Below are 23,473 nucleotides of genomic sequence, written 5' to 3' on the forward strand. Positions count from 1 at the left end.
ACCTCCTTTTAAAGGAATCAGGCGGGCCGCCCTCTGGGACGGCCCTACGAATAAAGGCCTTTAAATTTAAAACCATTCACTAAAAACTACAGACTGCAAACTTACTACTCAAAAAGAGGCTGTCAGATGACAGCCTCTTTTCTCATTTCTTCTTTTTAGGATTATAGCGGTTCATGCCTTTGTCGACGCCCAGGCTCAGGCAGCCTTCGATAGCTGTCGCTGCATCTTCAATGCCCTGCTGGTAGGCTTCACGGAGTTCTTCCGGGAAAGAAGTCAGGACGTGGTCGACGACGTCATGGTGCGGCAAGGGCCGGCCGATGCCAACGCGGAAACGGGTGAAATCGGTACAGCCGTTGGCAAACAGGCTCTTGATGCCGTTATGTCCGCCATCGCTGCCGCTCTTGCGGATGCGCAGACGGCCGACGGCCAAGTCCATATCGTCATAGGCGACGTAGACATCGGGCTGATCGATTTTATACCAGCGCATGAGCGGGCCGACGGCGCGGCCGCTTTCATTCATGTACGTCTGCGGCTTGACCAGGATGATCTTTTCGCCGTTCACCGTGGTCTGGGCCACGAGGGCGTCCATCTTATCCTGCCACAAGGTCACGTTCCAGCGCTTGGCTAATTCATCGACGACACGGAAACCCGTGTTGTGTTTCGATTCTTCATATTGGCGGCCCGGATTGCCCAGGCCTACGATCATATGCACGACAGGTCCCTTATTTGTCGAAGAGACGGCTTACGGAAACGTCGTGGAAGATGCGCATGATAGCTTCGCCGAGGAGCGGTGCGACCGAAAGGACTTTGATCTTGTCGATCTGTTTTTCCTGCGGCAAAGGAATGGTATTGGTGATGATCAGTTCGGAAATGACTGATTTCTGGATGCGTTCGACAGCCGGGTCGGTGAGGACAGCGTGAGCGCAGGCAGCGAAGACACGGGAAGCACCCATTTCTTTCAGGGCTTTCGCGCCACCGCACAAGGAACCAGCCGTATCGACGATATCGTCGACGAGGATACAGGTCTTGCCTTTGATGTCGCCGATGATGTTCATGACTTCAGCAACGCCCGGACGGGGACGGCGTTTTTCGATGATGGCGATAGGTGCATTGACGCGGTCAGCCAGATCGCGGGCACGCGTTACGCCACCGAGGTCAGGAGATACGACGACGATGTCGCCCATATCCGTTTCTTCTTTTTTCTGATTGATGTATTTGGCAATGATGGAAGCCGAGCCGAGGTGATCGACAGGGATGTCGAAGAAGCCCTGGATCTGGCCGGCATGCAAGTCCATAGTAACGACGCGGGTAATACCGGAAGTCGTCATCAAATCAGCAACCAGTTTGGATGTAATCGGTTCACGGCCGCGGGTCTTGCGGTCCTGACGTGCATAACCATAATACGGAACAACGGCGGTAATGTGTTTAGCCGAAGCGCGTTTGAGGGCATCTGCCATGATGAGCAGTTCCATCAGGGTGTCATTGGCCGGCTGGCAAGTCGGCTGGATGACGAATACGTCCTTACCGCGGACACTTTCGTCGATCATGACCTGGATTTCACCATTGTTGAATTTGCCAACAAAGGCTTTGCCCAGTTCCAAACCGAGGTAATCGGCAATTTCCCTGGCCAATTCCGGATTGGCATTCCCCGTAAAAATCTTCAGCTTTTTCCCGTCTTCGTAACTCATAGTGAGCCTCCCTGTGTAAGTAGTGATTAATTGTTATTTTTTATATGTATCTTCCTTGACCCAGCCTTCAATGTTGCGCTGCCGTGCCCGGGCAACGGATAAGGCTTTGGCCGGAATATCTTTGGTAATCGTCGAACCGGCGCCGACATAGGCATAGTCGCCGACTTTGACCGGTGCGACGAGGTTGCTGTTGCAGCCTACGAAGGCATGGTCGCCAATGGTCGTGCGGTGTTTGATCTTGCCGTCGTAATTGACAGTGATCGTCCCGCAGCCGATATTGACACCACTGCCGACATCGCTGTCGCCGATGTAGCTGAGGTGCGGCAGTTTCGTGCCATCGCCGACGGTGGAGTTCTTGACTTCCATATAGTTGCCGACTTTGACCTGATTGCCGATGACCGTATTGGGCCGGAAATGGACGAACGGGCCGATTTCACAGCCGTTCTTGATTTCGCAGTCATGAGCATACATGAACTGGACATGGTCGTCATCGCCCATCTTGACGTTAGTCATGCGGACGTACGGGCCGACCTGGCAGCCTTCGCCGATGACCGTATCGCCTTCGAGGATCGTCCCCGGATAAAGGACGGTGTCGCGGCCGACGGTGACCGTCGTATCTACATAGGTGTTATTCGGATCGATGATGGAAACGCCATCGGTCATGAGTTCATCCAGTTTACGCTGGCGCAGGACCCGTTCGGCTTCAGCCATCTGCTGACGCGAGTTTACACCGAGTGTTTCCGCATAGGACGGCGCAGCAAAGGCACTGACGACTTTGCCTGCCGATACGAGCATGCCGATGATATCGGTCAGATAGTATTCGCCTTGCGCGTTGTCATTGGTGACGTTGTGAAGCATATCCCACAAGAGAGACATATCAAAGCAGTAAATGCCGGCGTTTACTTCGTCGACTGCCAGTTCTTCCGGCGTGCCGTCTTTCTGTTCGACGATTTTGACGACCTGCCCTTTTTCATCGCGGATGACGCGGCCGTAACCGGTCGGATCCGGCATATGTGCCGTCAGGACCGTCGCTGCAGCGCCGCTCTGTTCATGGCAGTCGATAAGGGCTGTAAACGTTTCCTTCGTGACCAGCGGCGTATCGCCACAGGTTACGAGGAGGGTGCCAGCTTCCCCCTGGAGCAGCGGTTCTGCCTGCAGGACAGCATGGCCTGTGCCGAGCTGTTCTTTCTGCATGACAGTTTCGGCCTGATCACCGAGGTAATCCCGGACCGTTTCACCGCCAAACCCGACGACGACGACCTGGCGCTGCGTCCCAGCTGCTTTGACAGCCCGCAGTACCTGTTCGACCATCGGGACGCCGCCGACTTTGTGCAAAACCTTGGGGAACTTCGACTTCATACGCGTCCCCTTGCCGGCAGCGAGGATAAGTGCAATAGTATTTTTCATCCAGTTATAGCCTCCCTGAATTCCATAACTATATAATGTCCATTTAAGGATAACACAAAACGGGGCGAAAAAAAAGAGGCTGTCACATAAAGACGCCTCTTTTATCAAACAAGCTCGTATTAACCTAATACATAGACAACGACATCACGACGGCCGAAGTCGAGGGCTTCGCTGGTCGAATCCATGGCCAGGTCGATGCGGTCACCGACGATAGCTCCGCCCGTATCGGCAGCTACGGCATAGCCATAGCCTTCAATGTAGAGCTGCGAGCCGAGGGGAATGACATCGGGGTCGACGGCAACCATGCCGCGCTGGAGATACTGTCCCGTTGCCGTGTAGCCATCACCGCCGCCATCTTCAGCGGTGTAAGCCGTAGCTTCCATGACAAGACGACGCTGATAGCCTTCCGTCGAAGACGATTCTTCAGGGATCGGACGGCCACTGGCTTCCGACAGGGCTTCCATGGTCTGGGAGCCGACGACGCCGTCTGCCGTGAGGCCGTGGTCAGCCTGGAACTGTTCGACAGCAGCTTCTGTCGAGGGACCAAAATCACCATCAGCACTACCGGACAGATAGCCCGTATCCTGAAGCATATATTGAACGCTCTGTACGACAGAGCCACTCATACCCAATTGAACGCTGGCACAAGCCAGGGATGTAAACGCGAACATGCAGATTGTTGTCATTAATATCAGTATACGATTTCTCAAAAAACCACCTCTTTGAACGAACACAATATCAAGTACGTCCTGAATTATAACAAACTTCCCACTATAAGTCAAAAAAATAGATAATTATAATTCGTTTTTGACGTATTTATTCTTCATTCTGCACACCGTTTAAACAGCGTATGTCCGTTAATGCTCAACTTTGAGATGTATTTTTTAGTACCTGGTACTAGTTTTTTATAATTATTATGCATTTTTACCTATTTTAGCTCTTCGTCTTCTCCACAATATTTCTTATGGATTCAGCCCCTTCTATGGAATCGGTGAGGACGTAAATGAAGTCTCCTGCCCGCAGACAGGTATCGTCATCAGGGATGATATCTCCACTGCCGCGCTTGATGTCGACGATGACCGTATGGGCCGGCCAGGCAATGCGGCCGACATATTTCCCATCGGCCTGACTGCCGCTGGATACGGTCAGTTCCAGGAGATTACGCCGTTCTTCCGACGATAAGACGGGCTTATTCTTGGCCAGGTTCCGCTGCAATAAAGCTTCATAAATCGGTTCGCCCTGGCAGAGCTGAGCTACGACCAGTGCGACCAATGACGCCGTACAGAGGACAAGCAGGTGTTCATAAGAACTGGTCATTTCCATGATGAGAATGGTTCCTGTCACCGGTGACTGAACAGAGGCCGCAAAAAAGGCAGCCATGGAGATGACGACGATGTTGGACAAGTAATACGAGGAAATGAGGCCCAAGTGGACAAAGATGATGCCCGTAATGCCGCCTGTCAGCGCGCCCAGGACCAGCATGGGCAGGAAAAAGCCGCCAGGGACGCCGCAGCCATAGCTGACCAGGGTGAAGAGGAACTTCCCGATGAGCAGGCCGGCAAAGAGTTTCAGCGATAAGGGCAGGGTATAGAGGCTGTTGACCAGGTCGTTGCCGCCGCCCAGGACTTCCGGGAAGACATAGCCCAAGACGCCGGCCATGCATAAGGCAAAGGCAATGCGCATATAATTATTGCGAAAGACAGGTAAATCATAGAAATAATGAATATTCAGCAAGCCCTTGTTGAAGACGACGCCGGCCAAGCCAATAATGATTCCCAGAATGACCACGAGCCACATGTAGCGCAGGGGAAACGGCGGCAGCATGCCGAAATGGAAGACCGGCGCCCGGCCGAAGACGTAGCGGCTGACCATGGTCGCCAGCAGGGCCGCTGCCATGGACGGCGCCAGGACGACGCCGGAAAAATTGCGGTGCAGTTCTTCCAGGGCGAACATGACGCCGGCCAAGGGCGCATTAAAGGCCGCCGCCAGACCGGCACTGGCACCGGCCGTGATGAGGTAGCGTTCTTCCATGCGCGTCCGCCCCAAGGCCCGGCTCAGGCCCTGGGCCGTCACGGCGCCGATCTGGATGGACGGCCCTTCGCGGCCCAGGGACAAGCCCAGGCCGATGCCGACGATGCCACCGACGAGCTTGACCCAGAGGATGCGCAGCCAGCGCATGCGGATGGCCCCCAAGATAACGCCTTTTACCTGGGGGATGCCGCTGCCGCCGGCATTGGGTTCATAAATCCCCAGGCGCCATAAGAGCAGGGCCGCCGCCAATAAGACGCCGAACCAGGCCAAGTTCAGGAGTATGCCGCCACTGGCCAGGACGTTGGCATAGATCCATTGGCGCCAGACCGTCCCCATTTCCAGGCCCCAGCGAAAAAAGCTGATAACCGTTCCTGATAATATCCCGACAACGATGCCTTCAAAAAAAAGGCGCAGGCGGAACCGAGGCCAATGGTCGAGGGCCCGCAGAGCCGCTTCTAACTGTGTATCGACATGCATATCTTTCACAATCCTTTCTATTCATATGTCCAAATTATATCATAGTCCCGTAACTTTCGCAGGTTCCTGATGGTATCCCCTATTATAGTATTATAGAGAAGGCGAAATATAAGTTTTCGTAAATTTTTCGCAAGCATTTTCTAAAAATCGTTGCTATTTAAAGAATGACTCATTATGATAGAAACAACACATCGATAGGAGTCCTGTCCATGAATCAGCCATCTTTCCATTTCCCAAAAAGCCCGCGGGCCAAGGCCATCGCCTTTGGCCTCATCTTTCTCCTGACTTGTATAGCCATTTATTTCTATAGCCATTCCAGTGCCGTCCCAAAAGTAAAAGGCACGGCCCAGAACGTATCGGTCACGGCGTATACCGTGACCCGCCAGGATATGAAGCGCAAGATTTCCCTATCCGGCCAGACCGTTCCCGTCGCCCAGGTCGACATTTCCACGAAATACGCCGGTAAAATCGCCGATGTTGCCGTCAATCTCGGCGATGTCGTCGCGCCGGGCCAGGTCCTGCTCATCCAGGATACGGCCGACACGAACCTGACCCTCAATCAGGATAAAGCCGCCCTGAAACAGGCCGTCGCCGATTCCAAGGCTGCGGAATCGCAATTCGGGTCAGACCTGCAAAAAGCAGAAGTCGAATACGACACGGCCAAGATGAATTACAACCGCTATGCCGTCCTGAAAAACGAAGGCGCCATTTCCCAGCAGGAACTGGATACAGCCTATCAGGCCCTGATCGTCGCCAAATCGGCCCTGGACAACCTGGAATCACAGAACGTCGGCGACGTCCCGGCCAGCGTGGCCAGTAAATATGCCGCCCAGGCCAAAGCCGGCTATACCGTCGACAGCCTGACCCAACAGCTCGACGACATGACCCTGCGGGCCCCGCGGGCCGGCGTCGTCACCTACCGCAACGCCGAAGTCGGCGCCATGGCCGCGGCCAACACGAAAGTCCTGACCATTACCGATACGAGCGGCATGTACATCGACTGTTCCCTGTCCGAAGCCGACGTCGCCGCCATCCAGCAGGGGATGCCCGTCAGCGTGTCCATCGAGTCCCTGGCCCAGGACTACGACGGCTATATTACCTACGTCAGCCCGGCCATGGACGATACGACCAAGACCTACGTCGTCCGCATCACCCTGGCCCAGCCGGACGCGAAGCTGCGCGGCGGCATGTTCGCCCAGTCGTCCATCGACGTCCTGCAGAAACCGGATACCCTGTTCATCCCCAAAGACGCCTTGACGGAACAGGATGGGAAGGCTCAGGTCTGCGTCATCAGGCCTGACGATACGATCGAACTCCGCACGGTCACGACGGGCCTGCGCAACGACGATTATATCGAAATCACGGACGGCCTCGATGACGGTGACGTCATCGCCACGACCAATTTGGCCCGCCTCAAAGACGGTACGACCGTATCCATCGAAGAAAGGCAGTGACCGTCATGAATTTGACTAAGTTTTCTATCGACCGCCCTATCGGCATCACTATGGTCATCGCCTTCTTCGTCGTCCTCGGCCTGTTCAGTTTCTACCGCATCGGCGTTGAACTGCTGCCGGCCTTGAACACACCGTACGTCACCGTGTCCATTTCCTACCCCGGTGCCAATGCCGATTCCGTCGAACAGCAGGTCGTCAAGCCTGCCGAAGACGCTCTGTCTTCTGTGTCTAATTTAAAACATATGACGTCGACGGCATCGTACGGCCAGGCCCGGATTACGCTGGAGCTTGATTTTTCGGCCAATGCCGATGCGGCAGCCATCGACGCTACGAAAAAAATCAATGCCATCCGCGGCAGCCTGCCTGACGATATCGACGAGCCAGTCGTCATCAAGCGCGACGTCAACGCGACGCCGATCATGTACGTCGCCGTCCAATCTTCCCACTCCCTGGACGATATCTACAGCAAGACAGAAAATGATTTCCAAGATGTCCTCCAGCAGGCCGATGGCGTCTCGGAAATCGAGCTCAACGGCGGCCGTGATAAGGAAATCGCCGTCGAAATCGACAAGGACAAGCTCATCCACTACGATATGACCCTGGCAGAAGTCGTCAAAGCCTTGAAAGCGGAAAACGTCCTCATGCCGTCGGGGACGATTTATTCGTCAGGCACGACGACGGACGTCCGCGTCAAAGCCCAGTACGCCGATGAAAGCGAACTGTCCCAGATTCAGGTCACCAATGCCAAGGGTGCCAAGATTCCCATTACGGCGGTCGCCTCCATCAAGCGCCAGGACCAGCGGGTCACGCGTTATGCCCGCGTCAACGGCGACGATGCTGTCGTCATGGCCATTTACAAGAACAGCGATGCCAACGTCGTCAACACGGTCGACAATGTAACCAAAAAGCTGGACGAACTGCGCCAGGACAATCCGGACTATACCTTTACCATTACCAATGAATCGGCTTCGTATATCCGCAATTCCCTGCACAATACCTTGCAGACCCTCATCGAAGGCCTGTGCACGACAGGGCTGGTCCTGTTCTTCTTCCTCCGGGGCTGGCGGTCGACGCTGGCCGTCATGATTGCCATTCCGACATCCCTGATTTCTACTTTTTTTGCCATGTACCTGGCCGGCTTCACCTTTAACATGATGTCCCTCATGGGCATGGCCCTGTGCATCGGCATCCTCGTCGACGACTCGATTGTCGTATTGGAAAACATCCACCGCCACCTCATGCAGGGCGAAGCACCAAAATCAGCAGCCCTTCACGGCCGGTCGGAAATTGGCATGGCTGCTATCGCCATCACCCTCTGCGATGTCATCGTTTTCCTGCCTATTGCCTTCATGACGGGCATGGTCGGCCAGTATTTCAAACAGTTCGGCCTGACCATCGTCTTTGCCACACTCTTTTCCCTCTTCGTTTCCTTTACGCTGACGCCGATGCTGGCATCGCGCCTGTTCCGCCTGGGCCTGAAAATCCCGGACAAACCGATTTGGCATAAAATGGACGCCATCGAAGAAAGCGCCCGCAACCACTATACGTCTATCCTGACCTGGAGCCTGGATCACGCCAAAAAGCTGGTCATCCCCGTCATGGTCCTGTTCATCGCCGCAGCGGCCCTGATCCCGACGGGCCTGGTCGGTTCGGAATTCATGCCCCAGACTGACGAAAGCAGTTTCCGCATCACCGTCGAACTGCCGACCAATGCCAATCTGACGCGGACGGATAAAGTAGCGCGCCAGCTCGAAGATTACTTGAAGACGGTCCCGGAAGTCACGTACTATACGTCGATGATTGGCGGCAAGAGCCTGAACCAGGCCAATATCCAGGTAACGCTGAAAGACCGGCGCGACCGGTCGCGGACGATATGGCAAGTTACCAACGACGTACGCCGCTTTGCTGCGGACCACATCTATGACGGCGACGTCCGGGTCAAAGAAGCCCAGGCTTCCGTATCCGGGACGACAGGCGGCTTCGGCGGCGGTTCAGGCAACCTTCGCCTGGAACTGCGCGGCAAGGACAGCGAGGCCCTGCTGGCCCAGTCACGGGCTATCGAACAGATGATGAAGACCGACATCGCCGGCCTGCGCGACATCAGCAGCTCCTACCAGGACGGCATGCCCGAATACCAGCTCGTCGTCGACCGCAATAAGCTGAAACAATACGGCACGTCCCTGAGCGATCTGAACGACACCTTTTCCAATGCCATCAGCGGCCAGAAAGCCGGCGTCCTGGCCAATGACGCCAAAAACGACAACAACGACACGGATATCTACGTCCGCCTCAAAGGGGCCGACGCCTTCCGCCTGTCCGACTTGGAAACGATTCCCCTCAACGTCAACGGCCACATCATTTACATCGCCGACGTAGCCAAGGTCCAGGCCGGGACAGGACCGGTGACGATCCGCCGGACTGACAAGGAACGGAGCATCACCCTCGGCGGCTCGCCTCAGGGACGGCCGCTGAACGAGGTCATCCAGGATGTGACGAATCACCTGAACGCCATGGACCTGCACGGCGTGACTTTCCGCTTCACCGGCCAGGCCGACCAGATGACGACGACCTTCACGGACTTGGGCGAAGCCCTGCTCCTGTCGCTCATCCTGATATTCATGATCCTGGCCATCCTCTATGAATCGGTCAAGACGCCATTCATCCGCATGTTCTCGCTGCCGCTGGGCCTCATCGGCTCCCTGTTCCTGCTCTTCTTGACCAATAATACGCTGAACCTCTATTCCCTCATCGGCATCCTGGTCATGGATGGCCTGGTCGCCAAGAATGGGACGCTCCTCCTGGACTATACGCTGACCCTCATGCACGAACAGGGCCTGGACCCGCGCAGCGCCGTCATCCAGGCCGGCCGCGTCCGGCTGCGTCCTATCTTCATGACCACCCTGACCATGGTCGTCGGCATGCTGCCTACGGCCCTGTCCATGACGGCCGGGGCGGAAACGCGGGCCAGTATGGCCGTCGTCGTCATCGGCGGCCTGCTGACATCGACAGTCTTCACACTGGTCATTATCCCGATTCTTTTCGTCTTCATGGAAAAGCACAGCCTGTTCCGACGAAAGAGTGCCTAAAAAAAGTCCTGCCCTGGTGGCAGGATTTTTTGTTTTATTATAGAATAATATATACATATATAGAAAATGCATCGGGCTCAATGAAGGAGGACTGACCTATGAACGATAGATACACACCGACATTTAATATTCACGAAGCCGTGCGCAAGACTTTACCTTATATGATGGAAATGCGCGAATATTTCCATGCCCATCCGGAATTGAGTGAAAAAGAATTCGATACGTGCAAGACGATTTTCCAGGAACTGTCCCTCATGGGCATCGAAGACGTTAAAATCATCGCCGGCACAGGCGTCACCGGCCTGATCCACGGCGCCCTGCCCGGTCCGGTCATCCTCTTGCGGGCCGATATCGACGCCCTGCCGCTGACGGAAAAATTCGACTGCCCTTATTCGTCCCTCGTCGACGGCGTCATGCACGCCTGCGGCCATGACGGCCATGCAGCCAATCTCCTGGGCGTCGCCAAAATCCTCAACAAGCACAAAGACTGCCTGCGCGGCACGATCCGCCTGGCCTTCCAGCCGGCAGAAGAAGGCAACGGCGGCGCCGCCCGCATGATCGACGCCGGCATCCTCAACAACCCCCGCGTCGACTATGCCCTGGGCCTGCACGTCGCCGGCAGCCTGCCCAAGGGGTACGTCGGCATCGGCCGCGGTGAGATTTCGGCGTCCTGTGACGACTTCACCATCACCCTCCACGGCCGCGGCGGCCACGGCTCCCAGCCGTCCCTGTGCATCAGCCCCATCCAGATGGGCATCGACATCATCCAGTCCATCCAGAACTTCGTCTACAACTGCCATGCCGACGGCGACGGCGTCGTCCTCACCTTCGGCCAGTTCCAGGCCGGCCACAACCCGAACGTCATCCCGGAAACGGCCGAACTGAAAGGGACCCTGCGGACATATAACGAAGAAAAGCGGAAACGCATCCTCGACGCCATTCAGGCCATCCTGAAAAATGTCACTACCACTTACGGCGGCACCTTCGACCTGGACGTCGTCCCCTTCTCGCCAGTCTGCGTCAATGACGACGGCGTCACCGACCGGGTCGTCCACATCCTCCAGGACCACTGTTCCCACCGCGTCGACCTGGTCCCCTTGAAGCGCGGCTCCGGCTCGGAAGACTTCGCTTATTTCAGCGCCGCCGTGCCCAGCTCGTTCTACTACGTCGGCGTCTACAGCGACGCGCCGGTCATCGGCCATTCGCCGGAATTCCATTGGGACAGCAACGCCTTGAAGTACATGTGCGAAACGATGCTCACCATCGTCTATTACTTTGAAAGTTATGCCTGAGCTTCCCAGTTGTCTAATTCCATATTGAGCGTATAATGAGGGGTATCCATCTTGAAAAAGGAGTGATACCCCTCATGGTATTCTGGTTCATCATCGAACACACGATGCTTCCCATTTTCTTTCTCGTCGTCCTCGGTTATTTCCTCGATAAGAAATTTCACCTCGACGTAAAGACCTTATCGAAGCTCATGTTTTTCCTGGTCATCCCCAGTTTCATCTTTACCAATATCTATACGACGCAATTCCCGGCGACGAGCATCAACATCATCGCGGCCATCGCCATCTTCATGGTCATCTGCTTCGTCATCGCCAACATCGTCGGCCATATCCGCCACTACGATGCAGCCATGCTGGAATCGTGCCGCAATGCCTTCATGTTCAACAACACGGGAAATCTCGGTGTCGCCCTGATCATCCTCGTCTTTTCCCACGACCCCTTCGTCGTCAACGGCCAGACGCCGTATCTGGCCGAAGCTATGGTCGTACAGATCATCATCTTCATGATCCAGAGCATTTCCCTCAACACGCTCGGCCTCTATCAGGCCGGCCGGGGCCGCCTGACGGCCAGGGATACGCTATCTGTTATGTTCCACATGCCCCTACTCTATGTCCTGGCTGCGGCCCTCATCGCCCGCTACGTCGGCTGGGACGCCAAGGACTTCTTCCTGTGGCCTATCATGGATATGGCCAGCAAGGCCCTCCTGCCCCTGGCCATGGTCAGCATCGGTGCCCAGTTGTCGCAGACGAAGATCCAATGGCTCGACAAGGACGTCTGGATTGTCAGCATCCTCAAGATGACGGCCCTGCCCCTCATCGGCCTGGCCATGATCTACCTGGCCAATGCCTTCCGGCCCAGCACGTTCACAGCCGTCAGTGCCACGGTCTTCCTCATCTACTGTGCCATCCCGACGGCCGTCAATACGGCCCTGTTTGCCATCGAGTTCGATAACAACCCCGATTACGCCACGCAGGTCGTCATGAACACGACGGCCCTGAGCGCCGTATCCCTGACTTTCTATATTTTCCTGGGGCACATTCTTTTCGTCTGAATGATATACTTTTTATCTGTTCGTTACTAAAATCAATATATCCTAACTTTTATTGAAAGAATTTCAAAAAAAGTTATTGACATGACGCGTTTTTACTTATATAATAATTTCATCAACAGAATAGAAGCGGCAAAGGAGCCTGGAAAGAGAGAGCATAAACTATCTTCCCAGGCTTTTCGTATATTCTGGCGATAATAAAATATGACAGTAGACAATGATGTCTTTTCCCTGATGGTTCCATCAGGAAAGGCATCTTTTTTATTTGTCAGGAGGTTGGGAATTATGAAAAAATTATGGTCACGTTTAGGAGTGCTGCTCCCGTGTCTGCTCATGGCAGCGCCGGCAGCCTTCGCTTCCGATCCGGGGACGATCGATACAGGCGATACGGCCTGGGTCCTCATCAGCGCAGCCCTGGTATTCATCATGACACCGGGCCTTGGCTTCTTCTACGGCGGCATGGTCCGCAACAAGAACGTCTTGACGACGATTATGCAGAGCTTCTTCATCGTCGCCATGATTTCCGTAGAATGGATCCTCATCGGCTATGCCATGACCTTCGGTACGGATATTAATGGTTTCATCGGTTCTCTTGATAAAGTCGGTCTTACCGGCGTCGGCATGGCTGTCCTGGAAAACGGGACGATTCCGGAAATGGCTTTCGTCGCCTTCCAGTGCATGTTCGCCGTCATCACACCGGCCCTGATCACCGGCGCTTTCGCCGAACGCATGAAGTTCCACGCTTTCGTCGTCTTCATCCTGCTCTGGGCTATCTTCATCTACAACCCCATGGCACACTGGGTCTGGGGCGGCGGCTTCCTGGCTAAACTCGGTGCCCTCGACTTCGCCGGCGGCCTGGTCATCCACATCCTCTCCGGTGTTTCGGGCCTGACCCTCTGCGTCCTCCTGGGCAAACGCTATGGCTATGGGAAAATCCCCATGGTTCCGCATAACCTGCCTATGACCGTCCTCGGCGCAGCCCTCCTCTGGTTCGGCTGGTTCGGTTTCAACGCCGGCAGTGCTCTCGGCGCCAACGCACTGGCTGCCAGCGCGTTCATCGCTTCTCAGGCCGCTGCCGCTGCAGCTACGGTCACCTGGGTCGCTGTCGAATGGATTGTCCAGGGTAAACCGACCATCCTCGGCGCCGCTTCGGGCTGCATCGCCGGCTTGGTTGCCATCACACCGGCAGCCGGCTTCGTCGCTCCCCTGCCGGCCTTGATTATCGGCGCTGTCGGCGGTATCATCTGCTACTTCGCCGTCGCCGTCGTCAAAGCTAAACTCGGTTACGACGATTCCCTCGACGCCTTCGGTATCCACGGTATCGGCGGTACATGGGGCTCCATCGCCACCGGCATCTGGGCTACGACGGAAGTCAACCCGGCCGGGGCTGACGGCCTCTTCTACGGCAGCTCGGATCTGCTCGTCGCTCAGATTATTTCCACTGTCGTCGCTTACGCCCTGGCCATTGTCGGCACGTTCATCATCTTCAAGATCATCAGCCTCTTCATGACGGTCCGCACCGATAAGAATGAAGAAATCACAGGCCTGGACATTGGCGAACACGGCGAACGGGGTTATAATTATGCTATCATGTCCGGCAGCCCCTTCGGCGAAACGCCGGCGACGCCGCTCGGCAATGCATCCTTGGACAATGCCGCCGTCAACACCGCAGGCATTAACGGTCGTAACTTATAGAGGTGATACGAATGGAAGAACATCCGATTACAAAAGTAGAAATCATCACTCGTCCGAGTAAATTGGAAGAGCTCAAAGAAGCCCTGAACAACATCGGTGTCATGGGCATGACTGTCAGCCAGGTCTTCGGCTGCGGCCTCCAGAAAGGCTACGTCGAAGTCTACCGCGGCCAGCGGTACAACATCAACCTCCTGCCAGGCATCAAAGTCGAAACGGTCGTCTGTGAAGTGCCGGTCGACAAAGTCGTCGAAGTCGCCCAGAAAGTCTGCAAGACAGGCAAACCGGGCGACGGCAAGATCTTCATCTACCGCCTGAACGATGCCGTCCGCATCCGGACAGGCGAACGAGGACCTATCGCCATCATGGACGAAAAGTGAGTGTACAAAAGGGGCTGTCGCATAGACGACAGCCCCTTTCAAGTTGTTAGTGGCTAGTTGTTAGTTGTTAGCGGATGGGTTTAAATTTAAAGGTCTTTTCTACAAACTATAAAGCACAAGGTGTTTCGCATGATGATATAAATCTTCGTATGACGGCCCCGCTTTTTGTTATTAGGGGCTAACAACTTATCATTTTTGCGCTATAATAGCGTCATGAAAGAAAAATCCACTGCAACTACTCACAAGAGGAGGAATTCAACGTATGGTCAAAATCGGCAATGTTGCCCTCGACAATGGCATGCCTAAAATCTGTGTCCCCCTTGTCGGTCATTCTACGAACGAACTCGTCCAGGAATGCCGCTATCTCCAGGATAAAATCTACGACGTCGTCGAACTGCGCATCGACTTCTTGAAAGACGTCACGTCCCTCGACGCTGTCGGCGAAGCTTTGGCCGCTGTCCGCCAGGAATTGCCAAACGGCGCTATCCTGTTCACGTTCCGTACTAAAGAAGAAGGTGGCGAAACGGAAGTTCCTGAAAGCTACTATTTCGACCTCATCGGCTACGCTATTAAAAGCGGTAAAGTCGATGCCGTCGACGTCGAATACTTCCGCGACCGCGCCAGCATCGAAAAAATCCTGGCCGTTGCGAAAGAACACGGCGTAACGGTCATCATGAGCAACCATGACTTCGACAAGACACCGTCTTTCGATGAAATCACCGGCCGCCTCATGGGCATGAAGAAACTCGGCGCCGATGTGGCCAAACTGGCCTGCATGCCGAACTCGGCTAAAGACGTCCTGACCCTCTTGTCGGCAACAGAAGCCGTCAAATCCCAGTACCCCGATGAACCGATCATCACCATGTCCATGGGCAAACTCGGCGCCATCAGCCGCATCAGCGGGGAAATCTTCGGCTCTGCCCTGACCTTCGGTTCGGCTAAAAAAGCCTCTGCACCGGGCCAGCTGGAAGTCACGACATTGCAACAAATCCTGCGGGCCCTTCACTGAGGCCTTCATATATTTCTGATTAGTGCTTCAAGGGCATAGAGTACTTCTTCCATGCTTTTATCATTGACAATGCAATAATCAGCCGCTTCACGGTAAAGTGTGATGCGTTCTTCGTAGAGCCGGTAGACTTTCTGCCGGCCCTCTTTTAATAAGGGGCGGACAGCTACATCTACATCGGAGACGATATCATCTGGTGAACGGTCGATGAAAAATACTTTGCCCGTCTTTTTTAAAATAGCCATATTTTCCGGACGTTTGATGACGCCGCCGCCACAGGCAATGATAACGCCCTGCTTGGCAGCCAGCGTACGACTGGCTCGGACTTCGGCATCGCGGAAGCAGTCTTCACTGACGGCAAAGAGTTCCGGGATGGTTTTACCTTCCTGTTCTACGATGACGTCGTCGGCGTCGTAGAAATCACGTCCTAAGCGTTTCGCCAAAGCTTTCCCTAAAGTACTCTTACCGCATCCAGGCATGCCGATGAGGACAATATTGACCTTATCATTCATAATAAGATTCCATCTCCTTGGCAATTTGTTCAATCACAGACGAATCGATAGTCCGGCCCATCCAGATTTCTTCCGAACCGATGGCCTGCGCGACGAGCATGTACATGCCGTTCAGGGTCTTGGCGCCGTGGCGACGGGCGGCCTGCAAAATCTGCGTGTCTTTCGGATTATAGACGATATCGACGACAGCCGGAAAGGCGGCGATGATACGTTCCGATGCAGGGCAGCCGTTGACGTCAGGGAACATGCCGACTGGCGTGCAGTTGACCAGGACGTCGCCGCCCTGAGAATATTCAAAGTCCTCATAATCGATGGTATCGGCACCGATTTTTTTGGTGAACGCATCGAATTCCGTCTTCGAGTGAGGATGGCGGGATACGACGGTAATCGACTTGGCTCCGCTGTCGGACAAATACTGGATGATGGCCCGGGCAGCGCCACCAGAACCGAGGACGACGCAGTCCTTCTTTTGGATGCCGATACCGGCATGTTCCAGGGAGCGACCGAAGCCGCTGTAGTCTGTATTATAGCCAAAAATCCCGTTATCTGTAAAATGGAGCGTGTTGACAGCTCCGATGATGCGGGCTTCGCGGGAAATATCCGTCAAGTACGGCATGACGTCGAGTTTGTAGGGAATGGTGACATTGGCCCCCGTATACCCTTCGTCGCGCAGGCGCTGAAGTTCATTTGGGATATCGCTGCGGTCCATTTCTAAGACGCCGTACTGATGCTGCCCTTCGACCTGTAAAATCCTGAATAATTTTTCGTGGATAGCTGGGGAAGCCGTATGACCTAACTTAGCCCCGATGACGCCTAATTTCATCTACATTTCCTCCTTGGTCGGATACGTAATTCCCTAAGATTTTAAAATAATTGCAGTGTTCTGCCAAATTGCGCAGGACCCGGGATGTCGCCGGATTGCGCAGGTTGCCCATGACGTCGATGTGGAAAAAGTATTCAAAGGGCCGGCCCTTGAGGGGCCGCGATTCCAGATGAGTCATGTTCATGCCGTTATAGAAGAAGTAGCCCAGGACGTGATACAAGGCGCCTGGCCGGTGCTGTGTCGTCAGGACCAGGGTGATCTTGTCGGCCTCTGGCGACTGTTCCATATCGGCGGCGATGATGAAGAACCGCGTATAATTCATGGTATTGTCATTAATATGTTCCACCAGGACATCGAGGCCGTACATATCAGCTGCCGTCTTGTTGGCAATGGCAGCGATATGGGGGTCCCCCATTTTTTGAACCTGTTCGGCACTCTGAGAGGTACTGAAATAGGGGTGGAGCTGCCATTCGCCGTGGTGTTTGAGGTAACTCCGGCACTGGTTGAGTCCCTGCGGATGAGAATAGACTTCGCGGATGTCTTCGAGTTTCGTCCCTGGCAGGGTCAAGAGGCAATGCTCTACTTTGACATATTTTTCTCCGACGACGCAGCAGTCGTAACGATGGATGAGGTCATATACGTCGGTGATGCCGCCAGTCGACGAATTCTCGATGGGCAGGACGCCGTAGCGGGCCTGCCGGGTAGCAACGGCCTGAACGACGTCTTCAAAGTGAGAGCCATAAGCAGGCAAAATATTCTTGCCGGCAAAATAGGACTTCATGGCTTCATACGTATACGAGCCGGGCTGGCCGAAACAGGCGATGTTCAATGGCATATCTTCAGACGCATCCATTACCAGCACCGCCCTTTCTCCGACAGGCAGACGTCGAGGATGGCCCAGGCAGCGGCCGCTTCGACGACGGGAATGGCGCGCTGGACGATGCAGGGATCGTGGCGGCCCTTGATGACGGGGTCGCAGTTTTCCTTCGTGTCCGTGTCGATGGTTTCCTGTTTCTGGCTGATCGACGCCGTCGGCTTGACGGCCAGGCGGAAGACGACGGGCATGCCGTTGGTGATGCCGCCGTTGATGCCTCCGTTGTGGTTGGTCCGGGTCTTGACGGCATCGCCATCGTAATAAAAGGCGTCGTTGGCCTGGGAGCCGCGGAGGTCTGCCAGGGCGAAGCCGTCGCCGAATTCGATGCCCTTGACGGCCGGTACGGAGAACATCATGTGACTGAGTTGGCTTTCGACGGAGTCGAAGAACGGGTCACCGATGCCGGCAGGAAGACCTGTCACCATACATTCGATGACGCCGCCGACCGAATCGAGGTCGTTCTTGGCCTCCAGGATTTTTTCTTCCATCGGGCCGGCCTGGGCCTTATCGAGGACGGGCAGTGTTTCTTTTTTCAGCGCCTGCAGGGTTTCTGCTGTTTCCCCGGCAGCATCAAAGGGCTTGTCGGCGATGCCGGCCAGGCGCAGGATATGGGAGCCTACAGTGATGCCGTGGCGGGCCAGTATCTGCGAAGCGACGGCACCGGCAAAGACCAGGGGCGCCGTCAGACGGCCTGAGAAGTGGCCGCCGCCGCGGTAATCGTTGAAACCGCCATAGCGTATCTTGCCGGAATAATCGGCATGGCCAGGCCGCATGATGTGGCGCAGCTGGTCGTAATCCCGCGAGTGCTGGTCACTGTTGCGGATGATAGCGCACAGCGGCGTCCCCGTCGTATGGCCGTTGAAAAAGCCGCTTTGCACTTCAAAGGCATCTTTTTCCGAGCGGGCCGTGGACATTTTATTCTTCCCCGGCGCGCGGCGGGCCATTTCGGTCCGAACGGCGTCCCAGTCGATGGCCTCGCCCGACGGCAGGCCGTCGAGGACGGCGCCGATAGAAAGGCCGTGAGATTCACCGAAAATCGTAAGGCCGATCGTTTTTCCAAAGGTATTCATTTTACTCCCCCTCCTTTTGGATGATGCCGCCTAATGCCTGGAAATCCTGCCAGAATTCCGGATACGATTTGCGGACACATTCGGCCCCTTCGATGCGCAGCGGCTGGCTGCAGCGCTGAGACGCGACGGCCAGGGCCATGGCGATGCGATGGTCGTTCCAACCGCTGACCGTACCACCGGTAAAGCGGCCAACGCCGTGGATGATGAGGCCTTCTGCCTCTTCTTCGACGTCGCCGCCGATTTTGTTGAGTTCCGTAGCCATGGCGTGCAGGCGGTCACATTCTTTCAGCCGCACCCGGCCGGCATGGATGATGCGGGTAATGCCTTTGGCACAGGAAGCCAGGACGGTCAGAACCGGGACCAGGTCCGGGCAGTCTTCGACGTCGATGACCCGGCCAACCAGGTCCGACGGGCAGGCCGTCAATTCCGTCTTGCCTTCGACCTGGCCGCCCATGTCGCGGATAAGGGAGACGATGACTTCGTCGCCCTGGGACGATTTCGACCGCAGACCCGTGCAGCAGATAGCCCGGCCCAGGCTGCCGGCAGAGAGCCAGAAAGCGGCCTGGGAATAATCGCCTTCGACGACGTAGGTCCCTGGCCGATAGTGCTGGTTGCCGGGAATCCGGTAGGAGCCGTCCCATTCTTTATCAATGACGATGCCGTGCTGGCGCAGGCAGTCGATGGTCATGTCGACGTAGCTGGCCGATTCCAGCGGTGTCGTACTGCGCAGGACCGAGTCGCCGTCGAGAAGGGGCAAGGTCATGAGCAGGCCCGTGAAGAACTGGGAACTGACATCGCCGGCCAGGGAATACGTCCCGGGCTGCAAGGTCCCCGATACGGTCAGGGGCAGGGCGCCTTCCGTCGTTTCATAAGTGATGCCCTTTTCATCAAAGAGTTCATAATACGGCGTCAACGGCCGTTTGGCCAGGCGGCCTTTGCCGGAAAAAGTAACCTTATTGCCGCTGAGGATGGCGACGGGAATGAGGAAGCGCAAGGTCGATCCCGATTCATTGGCATCGACGGCCAGCGGCTGCCCCTGAGGCTTCAAGCCGCCTTGGACGCGATAGGCAGCCCGTCCGGGATGAGGCGATACGACAGGTGTAATGGCGGCACCTAAGGCCCGCAGGATATCACACGTCGCTTCGATGTCCTGGGATAAGGAAATGTTGTCGACCAGGCTTTCCCCTTCGGCCAGAGCCGCGCAGATGAGGTCGCGGTGGCCGATGCTTTTGGAAGAGGGCGCTTCTACCGTCCCTTGTAAGGTATGTGGTGTAATGATGACATTCATTGGGCGTCCTTCTTTCGGATGTATTTCGGCAGGTCTTCCGCAGCCAGCGGCAGCAGGCGGCCCTTGCCGATTTCTTTGAGGATGATGAGAGTCATGTGATTGCCGCGCATCTTCTTATCGTTGCTGATGTAAGGGATGAGGTCTTCGGCCGACGCATCGACATCAGTGGGCAGTCCGTACTGTTCGAGAACCTTGCGCAGCCGCGCCGTCGTCCCGGCTTTCGTCAGCCCCATGGCTTCGGTGACGCCGGTCAGCATGGACATGCCGGCAGCGACGCCTTCGCCGTGGGTGTAGTGGCCGAAGCCGTAACAGCCTTCGATGGCGTGGCCGATGGTATGGCCGAAGTTGAGGATCATGCGCTCGCCCATATCGAGGACATCCCGTTCGACGAGGTCGGCCTTGCTCTTACAGCAGCGTTCGATGATTTCTTCCCAATGCTCGAAGATAGACTGATCATCGAGTTTCTCTAAGAGTTCAAAGAGGGCCAGGTCGCGGATGCAGCCGTATTTGATGACTTCGCCCATGCCGTCATGGATGAAGCGCTTGGGCAAGGTCTGTAAAAGGGTCGGGTCGATGAGGACGCCTTTGGGCTGGTAGAAATTGCCGGCCTGATTCTTGCCGCTGGGAAGGTCGATGCCGACTTTGCCGCCGACACTGCTGTCGACTTGGGAAATGATCGTCGTCGGAATCTGGATAAAGGGAATGCCGCGCAGGAAGGTCGCTGCCGCGAAGCCGCCGAGGTCGCCAGTGACGCCGCCGCCGAAGGTGATGACGTAGTCGCTGCGGGTAATGCCGGAATCAGAGAGCTGCTGATAGAGGTCGAGGAGCGTCGCCGCGCATTTATGTTCCTCTCCAGCCGGGAAGACCAGGCGGTGGACGCGGAAGCCGGCACCGGTCAAGGCCGTTTCCAGCCGCTGTCCGTAGAGGGCATCGACGTTCGAGTCGGTAATGACGGCCAGGGTCCGCGATTTCGTCAGGTTGCGGATATAATCGCCAGCCCGGTCGAGAAGGCCATTTTCAATATGGATATCATAAGAGTCTTTTCCTAAATCAACGTGAATGTGTTTCATGAACTAATTCCCTTCTCCGCATAGCGGCTTGCTGTAAAAAACGGGTCATCCCTTGGGCATCTTCTTCGGCCAGCATGGTCGAGAAAGATTGCAGGGCTGCGCTGAAGCGGTTGATTTCATACAAGAGGTTGTCTTTATTGGATAAGAACAGCTTGGTCCACAGCGGCGCATTGATGTCGGCAACCCGCGTCCCATCGCGGAAACTGCCGGCTACAAAATACTTGGTCAGCGTATTCATGGATTCGCTGTTGACCAGGGCCGTCGCCAGGACATGGGGCAGGCTGCTGGTATAAGCGATGAAGCGGTCGTGGTCTTCCGGCGTCACGCGGACGACGTGGGAACAGCCCAGGGCCATGGCCATATCCTTCACAGCCCGGATATGGTCTTCGTCGTTGCCCGCCATGGGGACGAGTATATAATTGGCACCGTTGAAGATATCGGCACTGGCCATGGCATACCCCCGGCCTTCACGGCCTGCCATGGGGTGACCGGGCACGAAATCGACGCCTTCCGGGAGAAGAGCGGCAATGGCCGTCGCCGTATCTCCTTTGATACCGGCTACGTCCGTCAAGACCGCCCCCGGTGCAAAGAAGGCTTTATTCTCTGCCAGGAACCGTATCATCACATCGGCGGCCGTACAAAAGATGACCAGATCCGCCTGCTTCAATGCCTTACTGCCAGCCGTATAGATTTCATCGACCATGCCTTCCTGCTTAGCCTGCTGGAGGGCTTTTTCATCGGGATCGATGGCGATGATATGTCCGACGCCGATGCGCCGCAGGCCGCGGGCATAGGAACCGCCGATGAGGCCCAGGCCGACGATGGCCACAGTCTGTTTCGTATCAAAACCACTAGCTTCCTTATCCATGATTGTCTCCCCCTGTATCCCTTATATTTCCCGGCCGACGACGGGTGCCAGTTTGCGGAGCGAATCCATGAGGTCGGCGAACATGGCCGGCGTAATCGACTGAGCCCCGTCGCACCAAGCCTTGTCCGGGTTGTTGTGGACTTCGATCATCAAGCCATCAGCCCCGGCAGCAACGGCGGCTTTGGCCAGGTCAGCTACCATCCAGCGCTTGCCCGTCGCATGGCTCGGGTCGACGACGATGGGCAGGTGGCTCTGGCGTTTGACAGCCAGGACGGCACTCAAGTCGAGGGTGTTGCGGGTGTACGTTTCAAACGTCCGGATTCCCCGTTCGCAGAGGATGACGTTGTGGTTGCCTTCGGCCATGATGTATTCAGCCGACATGAGCCATTCTTCGATGGTCGCGCTCAGGCCCCGCTTGAGTAGGACCGGCTTGCGCGTCTTACCGACGGCTTTGAGGAGGTCGAAGTTCTGCATGTTCCGGGCCCCGATCTGGATGATGTCGACGCCATCTTCGAGGAAGACCGGCAATTTATCGGCCGACATGATTTCCGTAATGACCGGGAGTTTAGCTTTGCGGCCGGCATCGCGGAGCATATCCAGGCCTTTATTGCCTAAGCCCTGGAAGGAGTACGGCGAAGTACGCGGCTTGAAGGCGCCGCCGCGAAGGATGTTAGCGCCGGCTTTGGCGACGTCACAGGCAACGCCTTCGATCTGATCCGGCGTTTCGATGGAGCAAGGACCGGCGATGACAGCCAGCTTCTTGCCGCCGATGGTGACGTCTCCATTGCCGATGGGAATGACCGAATCCTGGGGATGGAAAGCCCGGCTAGCCCGTTTGTACGGCACTTCGACGCGCATGACCTTGTCGACACATTCGTAACCCTGGATCTGTTCGACATCGATGACGTCCGTATTGCCGACGAGGCCCATGACGGTCTGACGGGCGCCTTTACTGATATCGACCTGGAGCCCCTTGGATTTAATGTGGTCAATTAACTGCTTAGCTTCTTCTTTCGGTGTGTTTGCTTTCAATACAATGATCATAACTTTTTTTCCTCCATTCCAGCAACAAAAAAAGCAGGCTCACATGAGCCTGCTTCTAAGATTCTCGTTTATCGCCTTTTCCTCGCGTCTTGCTTAGGCAGCCATAGCCGGCTGGCACGGAAAAGGTGGAAGTCTTCTCATGCTTACATCGGTCTTATTGAATTCGTCGTAGCAAAAATAACCAGCGCTAAAATACAGGTAGCCCCAGCTAAAATAAGTAAAGACGTATTCAATTACCTGATGTAAGAATGACGTGTTCATAGAAATCTCCTTGTGCAACATTTAAAAATTCGTTGTCGTCATTGTATACCCCGGGGAAATAATTGTCAAGGTAAAAAAACAGGGATTCTCTGTATAGATATGAG

Annotated in this window: 20 protein-coding genes; 7 read left to right on the plus strand and 13 right to left on the minus strand. The window is 55.5% G+C overall.

Features of this window, described 5'->3' with window-relative positions; translation table 11 throughout:
- Positions 1-142: 142 nt before the first annotated feature.
- From pth to ACFCTO_RS02915, 5 genes are all read right to left on the minus strand, one after another.
- Entirely contained in the window at positions 143-706 is a 564-nt protein-coding gene (pth, locus tag ACFCTO_RS02895) for an aminoacyl-tRNA hydrolase (RefSeq protein ID WP_481324823.1), read from the minus strand.
- A gap of 16 nt (positions 707-722) precedes the next feature.
- The gene (locus ACFCTO_RS02900; protein ID WP_292300166.1) at positions 723-1,688 is read right to left on the minus strand and encodes a ribose-phosphate diphosphokinase; all 966 of its coding nucleotides are present in this window, start codon (positions 1,686-1,688) and stop codon (positions 723-725) included.
- Positions 1,689-1,721: 33 nt separating this feature from the next.
- Positions 1,722-3,095 carry a bifunctional UDP-N-acetylglucosamine diphosphorylase/glucosamine-1-phosphate N-acetyltransferase GlmU gene (glmU, locus tag ACFCTO_RS02905; RefSeq protein WP_292281969.1) on the minus strand — a complete coding sequence of 458 codons (1,374 nt, stop codon included), beginning with the start codon at positions 3,093-3,095 and terminating at the stop codon, positions 1,722-1,724.
- A 119-nt stretch (positions 3,096-3,214) separates the two neighbouring features.
- A complete protein-coding gene (locus tag ACFCTO_RS02910; RefSeq protein WP_370843397.1) occupies positions 3,215-3,781 on the minus strand; it encodes a peptidoglycan-binding protein in 567 nt (188 codons plus the stop codon).
- A gap of 247 nt (positions 3,782-4,028) precedes the next feature.
- Positions 4,029-5,603 (minus strand): ClC family H(+)/Cl(-) exchange transporter, encoded by a 1,575-nt coding sequence (locus ACFCTO_RS02915; protein WP_292300168.1) that lies wholly within the window; start codon positions 5,601-5,603, stop codon positions 4,029-4,031.
- A 209-nt stretch (positions 5,604-5,812) separates the two neighbouring features.
- Here ACFCTO_RS02915 and ACFCTO_RS02920 point away from each other — a divergent pair, with 209 nt between their 5' ends.
- The 7 genes from ACFCTO_RS02920 (at position 5,813) to aroD (ending at position 15,562) form a co-directional block, all read left to right on the plus strand.
- Positions 5,813-7,057, plus strand: coding sequence for an efflux RND transporter periplasmic adaptor subunit (locus ACFCTO_RS02920; RefSeq protein ID WP_292300170.1), 1,245 nt, complete (start codon positions 5,813-5,815; stop codon positions 7,055-7,057).
- Positions 7,058-7,062: 5 nt separating this feature from the next.
- Positions 7,063-10,143 (plus strand): efflux RND transporter permease subunit, encoded by a 3,081-nt coding sequence (locus ACFCTO_RS02925; protein WP_481324787.1) that lies wholly within the window; start codon positions 7,063-7,065, stop codon positions 10,141-10,143.
- Positions 10,144-10,241: 98 nt separating this feature from the next.
- Complete coding sequence (locus tag ACFCTO_RS02930) at positions 10,242-11,435, plus strand: M20 metallopeptidase family protein (protein WP_020309717.1); 1,194 nt, start codon at positions 10,242-10,244, stop codon at positions 11,433-11,435.
- A gap of 74 nt (positions 11,436-11,509) precedes the next feature.
- Positions 11,510-12,484: an AEC family transporter gene (locus ACFCTO_RS02935; RefSeq protein WP_292300953.1), complete on the plus strand. Its 975-nt coding sequence runs from the start codon at positions 11,510-11,512 to the stop codon at positions 12,482-12,484.
- A gap of 282 nt (positions 12,485-12,766) precedes the next feature.
- Complete coding sequence (locus tag ACFCTO_RS02940; protein ID WP_499876365.1) at positions 12,767-14,176, plus strand: ammonium transporter; 1,410 nt, start codon at positions 12,767-12,769, stop codon at positions 14,174-14,176.
- A gap of 11 nt (positions 14,177-14,187) precedes the next feature.
- Positions 14,188-14,553, plus strand: coding sequence for a P-II family nitrogen regulator (locus ACFCTO_RS02945; RefSeq protein ID WP_020309714.1), 366 nt, complete (start codon positions 14,188-14,190; stop codon positions 14,551-14,553).
- 262 nt (positions 14,554-14,815) lie between these two features.
- Positions 14,816-15,562, plus strand: coding sequence for a type I 3-dehydroquinate dehydratase (aroD, locus tag ACFCTO_RS02950; RefSeq protein ID WP_499876366.1), 747 nt, complete (start codon positions 14,816-14,818; stop codon positions 15,560-15,562).
- A 5-nt stretch (positions 15,563-15,567) separates the two neighbouring features.
- On the opposite strand, the gene ACFCTO_RS02955 is transcribed toward aroD, so the two are convergent.
- From ACFCTO_RS02955 to aroF, 8 genes are read right to left on the minus strand one after another with little or no spacing between them, the layout of a single operon-like run.
- Entirely contained in the window at positions 15,568-16,071 is a 504-nt protein-coding gene (locus ACFCTO_RS02955) for a shikimate kinase (RefSeq protein ID WP_020309712.1), read from the minus strand.
- The gene (locus tag ACFCTO_RS02960; RefSeq protein WP_292260453.1) at positions 16,064-16,894 is read right to left on the minus strand and encodes a shikimate dehydrogenase family protein; all 831 of its coding nucleotides are present in this window, start codon (positions 16,892-16,894) and stop codon (positions 16,064-16,066) included. Before ACFCTO_RS02960 ends, ACFCTO_RS02955 begins: the two co-directional genes overlap by 8 nt.
- A complete protein-coding gene (pheA, locus tag ACFCTO_RS02965) occupies positions 16,869-17,747 on the minus strand; it encodes a prephenate dehydratase (protein WP_499876367.1) in 879 nt (292 codons plus the stop codon). The genes ACFCTO_RS02960 and pheA overlap by 26 nt, the downstream gene beginning before the upstream one ends.
- A complete protein-coding gene (gene aroC, locus ACFCTO_RS02970; protein WP_499876368.1) occupies positions 17,747-18,838 on the minus strand; it encodes a chorismate synthase in 1,092 nt (363 codons plus the stop codon). Before aroC ends, pheA begins: the two co-directional genes overlap by 1 nt.
- 1 nt (position 18,839) lies before the next feature.
- Positions 18,840-20,126 carry a 3-phosphoshikimate 1-carboxyvinyltransferase gene (gene aroA / locus ACFCTO_RS02975; protein WP_499876369.1) on the minus strand — a complete coding sequence of 429 codons (1,287 nt, stop codon included), beginning with the start codon at positions 20,124-20,126 and terminating at the stop codon, positions 18,840-18,842.
- A complete protein-coding gene (gene aroB / locus ACFCTO_RS02980; protein ID WP_226884072.1) occupies positions 20,123-21,196 on the minus strand; it encodes a 3-dehydroquinate synthase in 1,074 nt (357 codons plus the stop codon). Before aroB ends, aroA begins: the two co-directional genes overlap by 4 nt.
- On the minus strand, positions 21,177-22,064 hold the full coding sequence (locus ACFCTO_RS02985; protein ID WP_499876370.1) for a prephenate dehydrogenase: 888 nt from the start codon (positions 22,062-22,064) through the stop codon (positions 21,177-21,179). Before ACFCTO_RS02985 ends, aroB begins: the two co-directional genes overlap by 20 nt.
- Positions 22,065-22,085: 21 nt before the next feature.
- Positions 22,086-23,108, minus strand: a complete 1,023-nt coding sequence (gene aroF / locus ACFCTO_RS02990) for a 3-deoxy-7-phosphoheptulonate synthase (RefSeq protein WP_270401676.1) — start codon at positions 23,106-23,108, stop codon at positions 22,086-22,088.
- Positions 23,109-23,473: the final 365 nt, after the last annotated feature.

Origin of the sequence: Megasphaera indica (assembly GCF_046614755.1) — a bacterium.
In the GTDB taxonomy this organism is placed as follows: Bacteria; Bacillota; Negativicutes; order Veillonellales; family Megasphaeraceae; genus Megasphaera; species Megasphaera intestinihominis.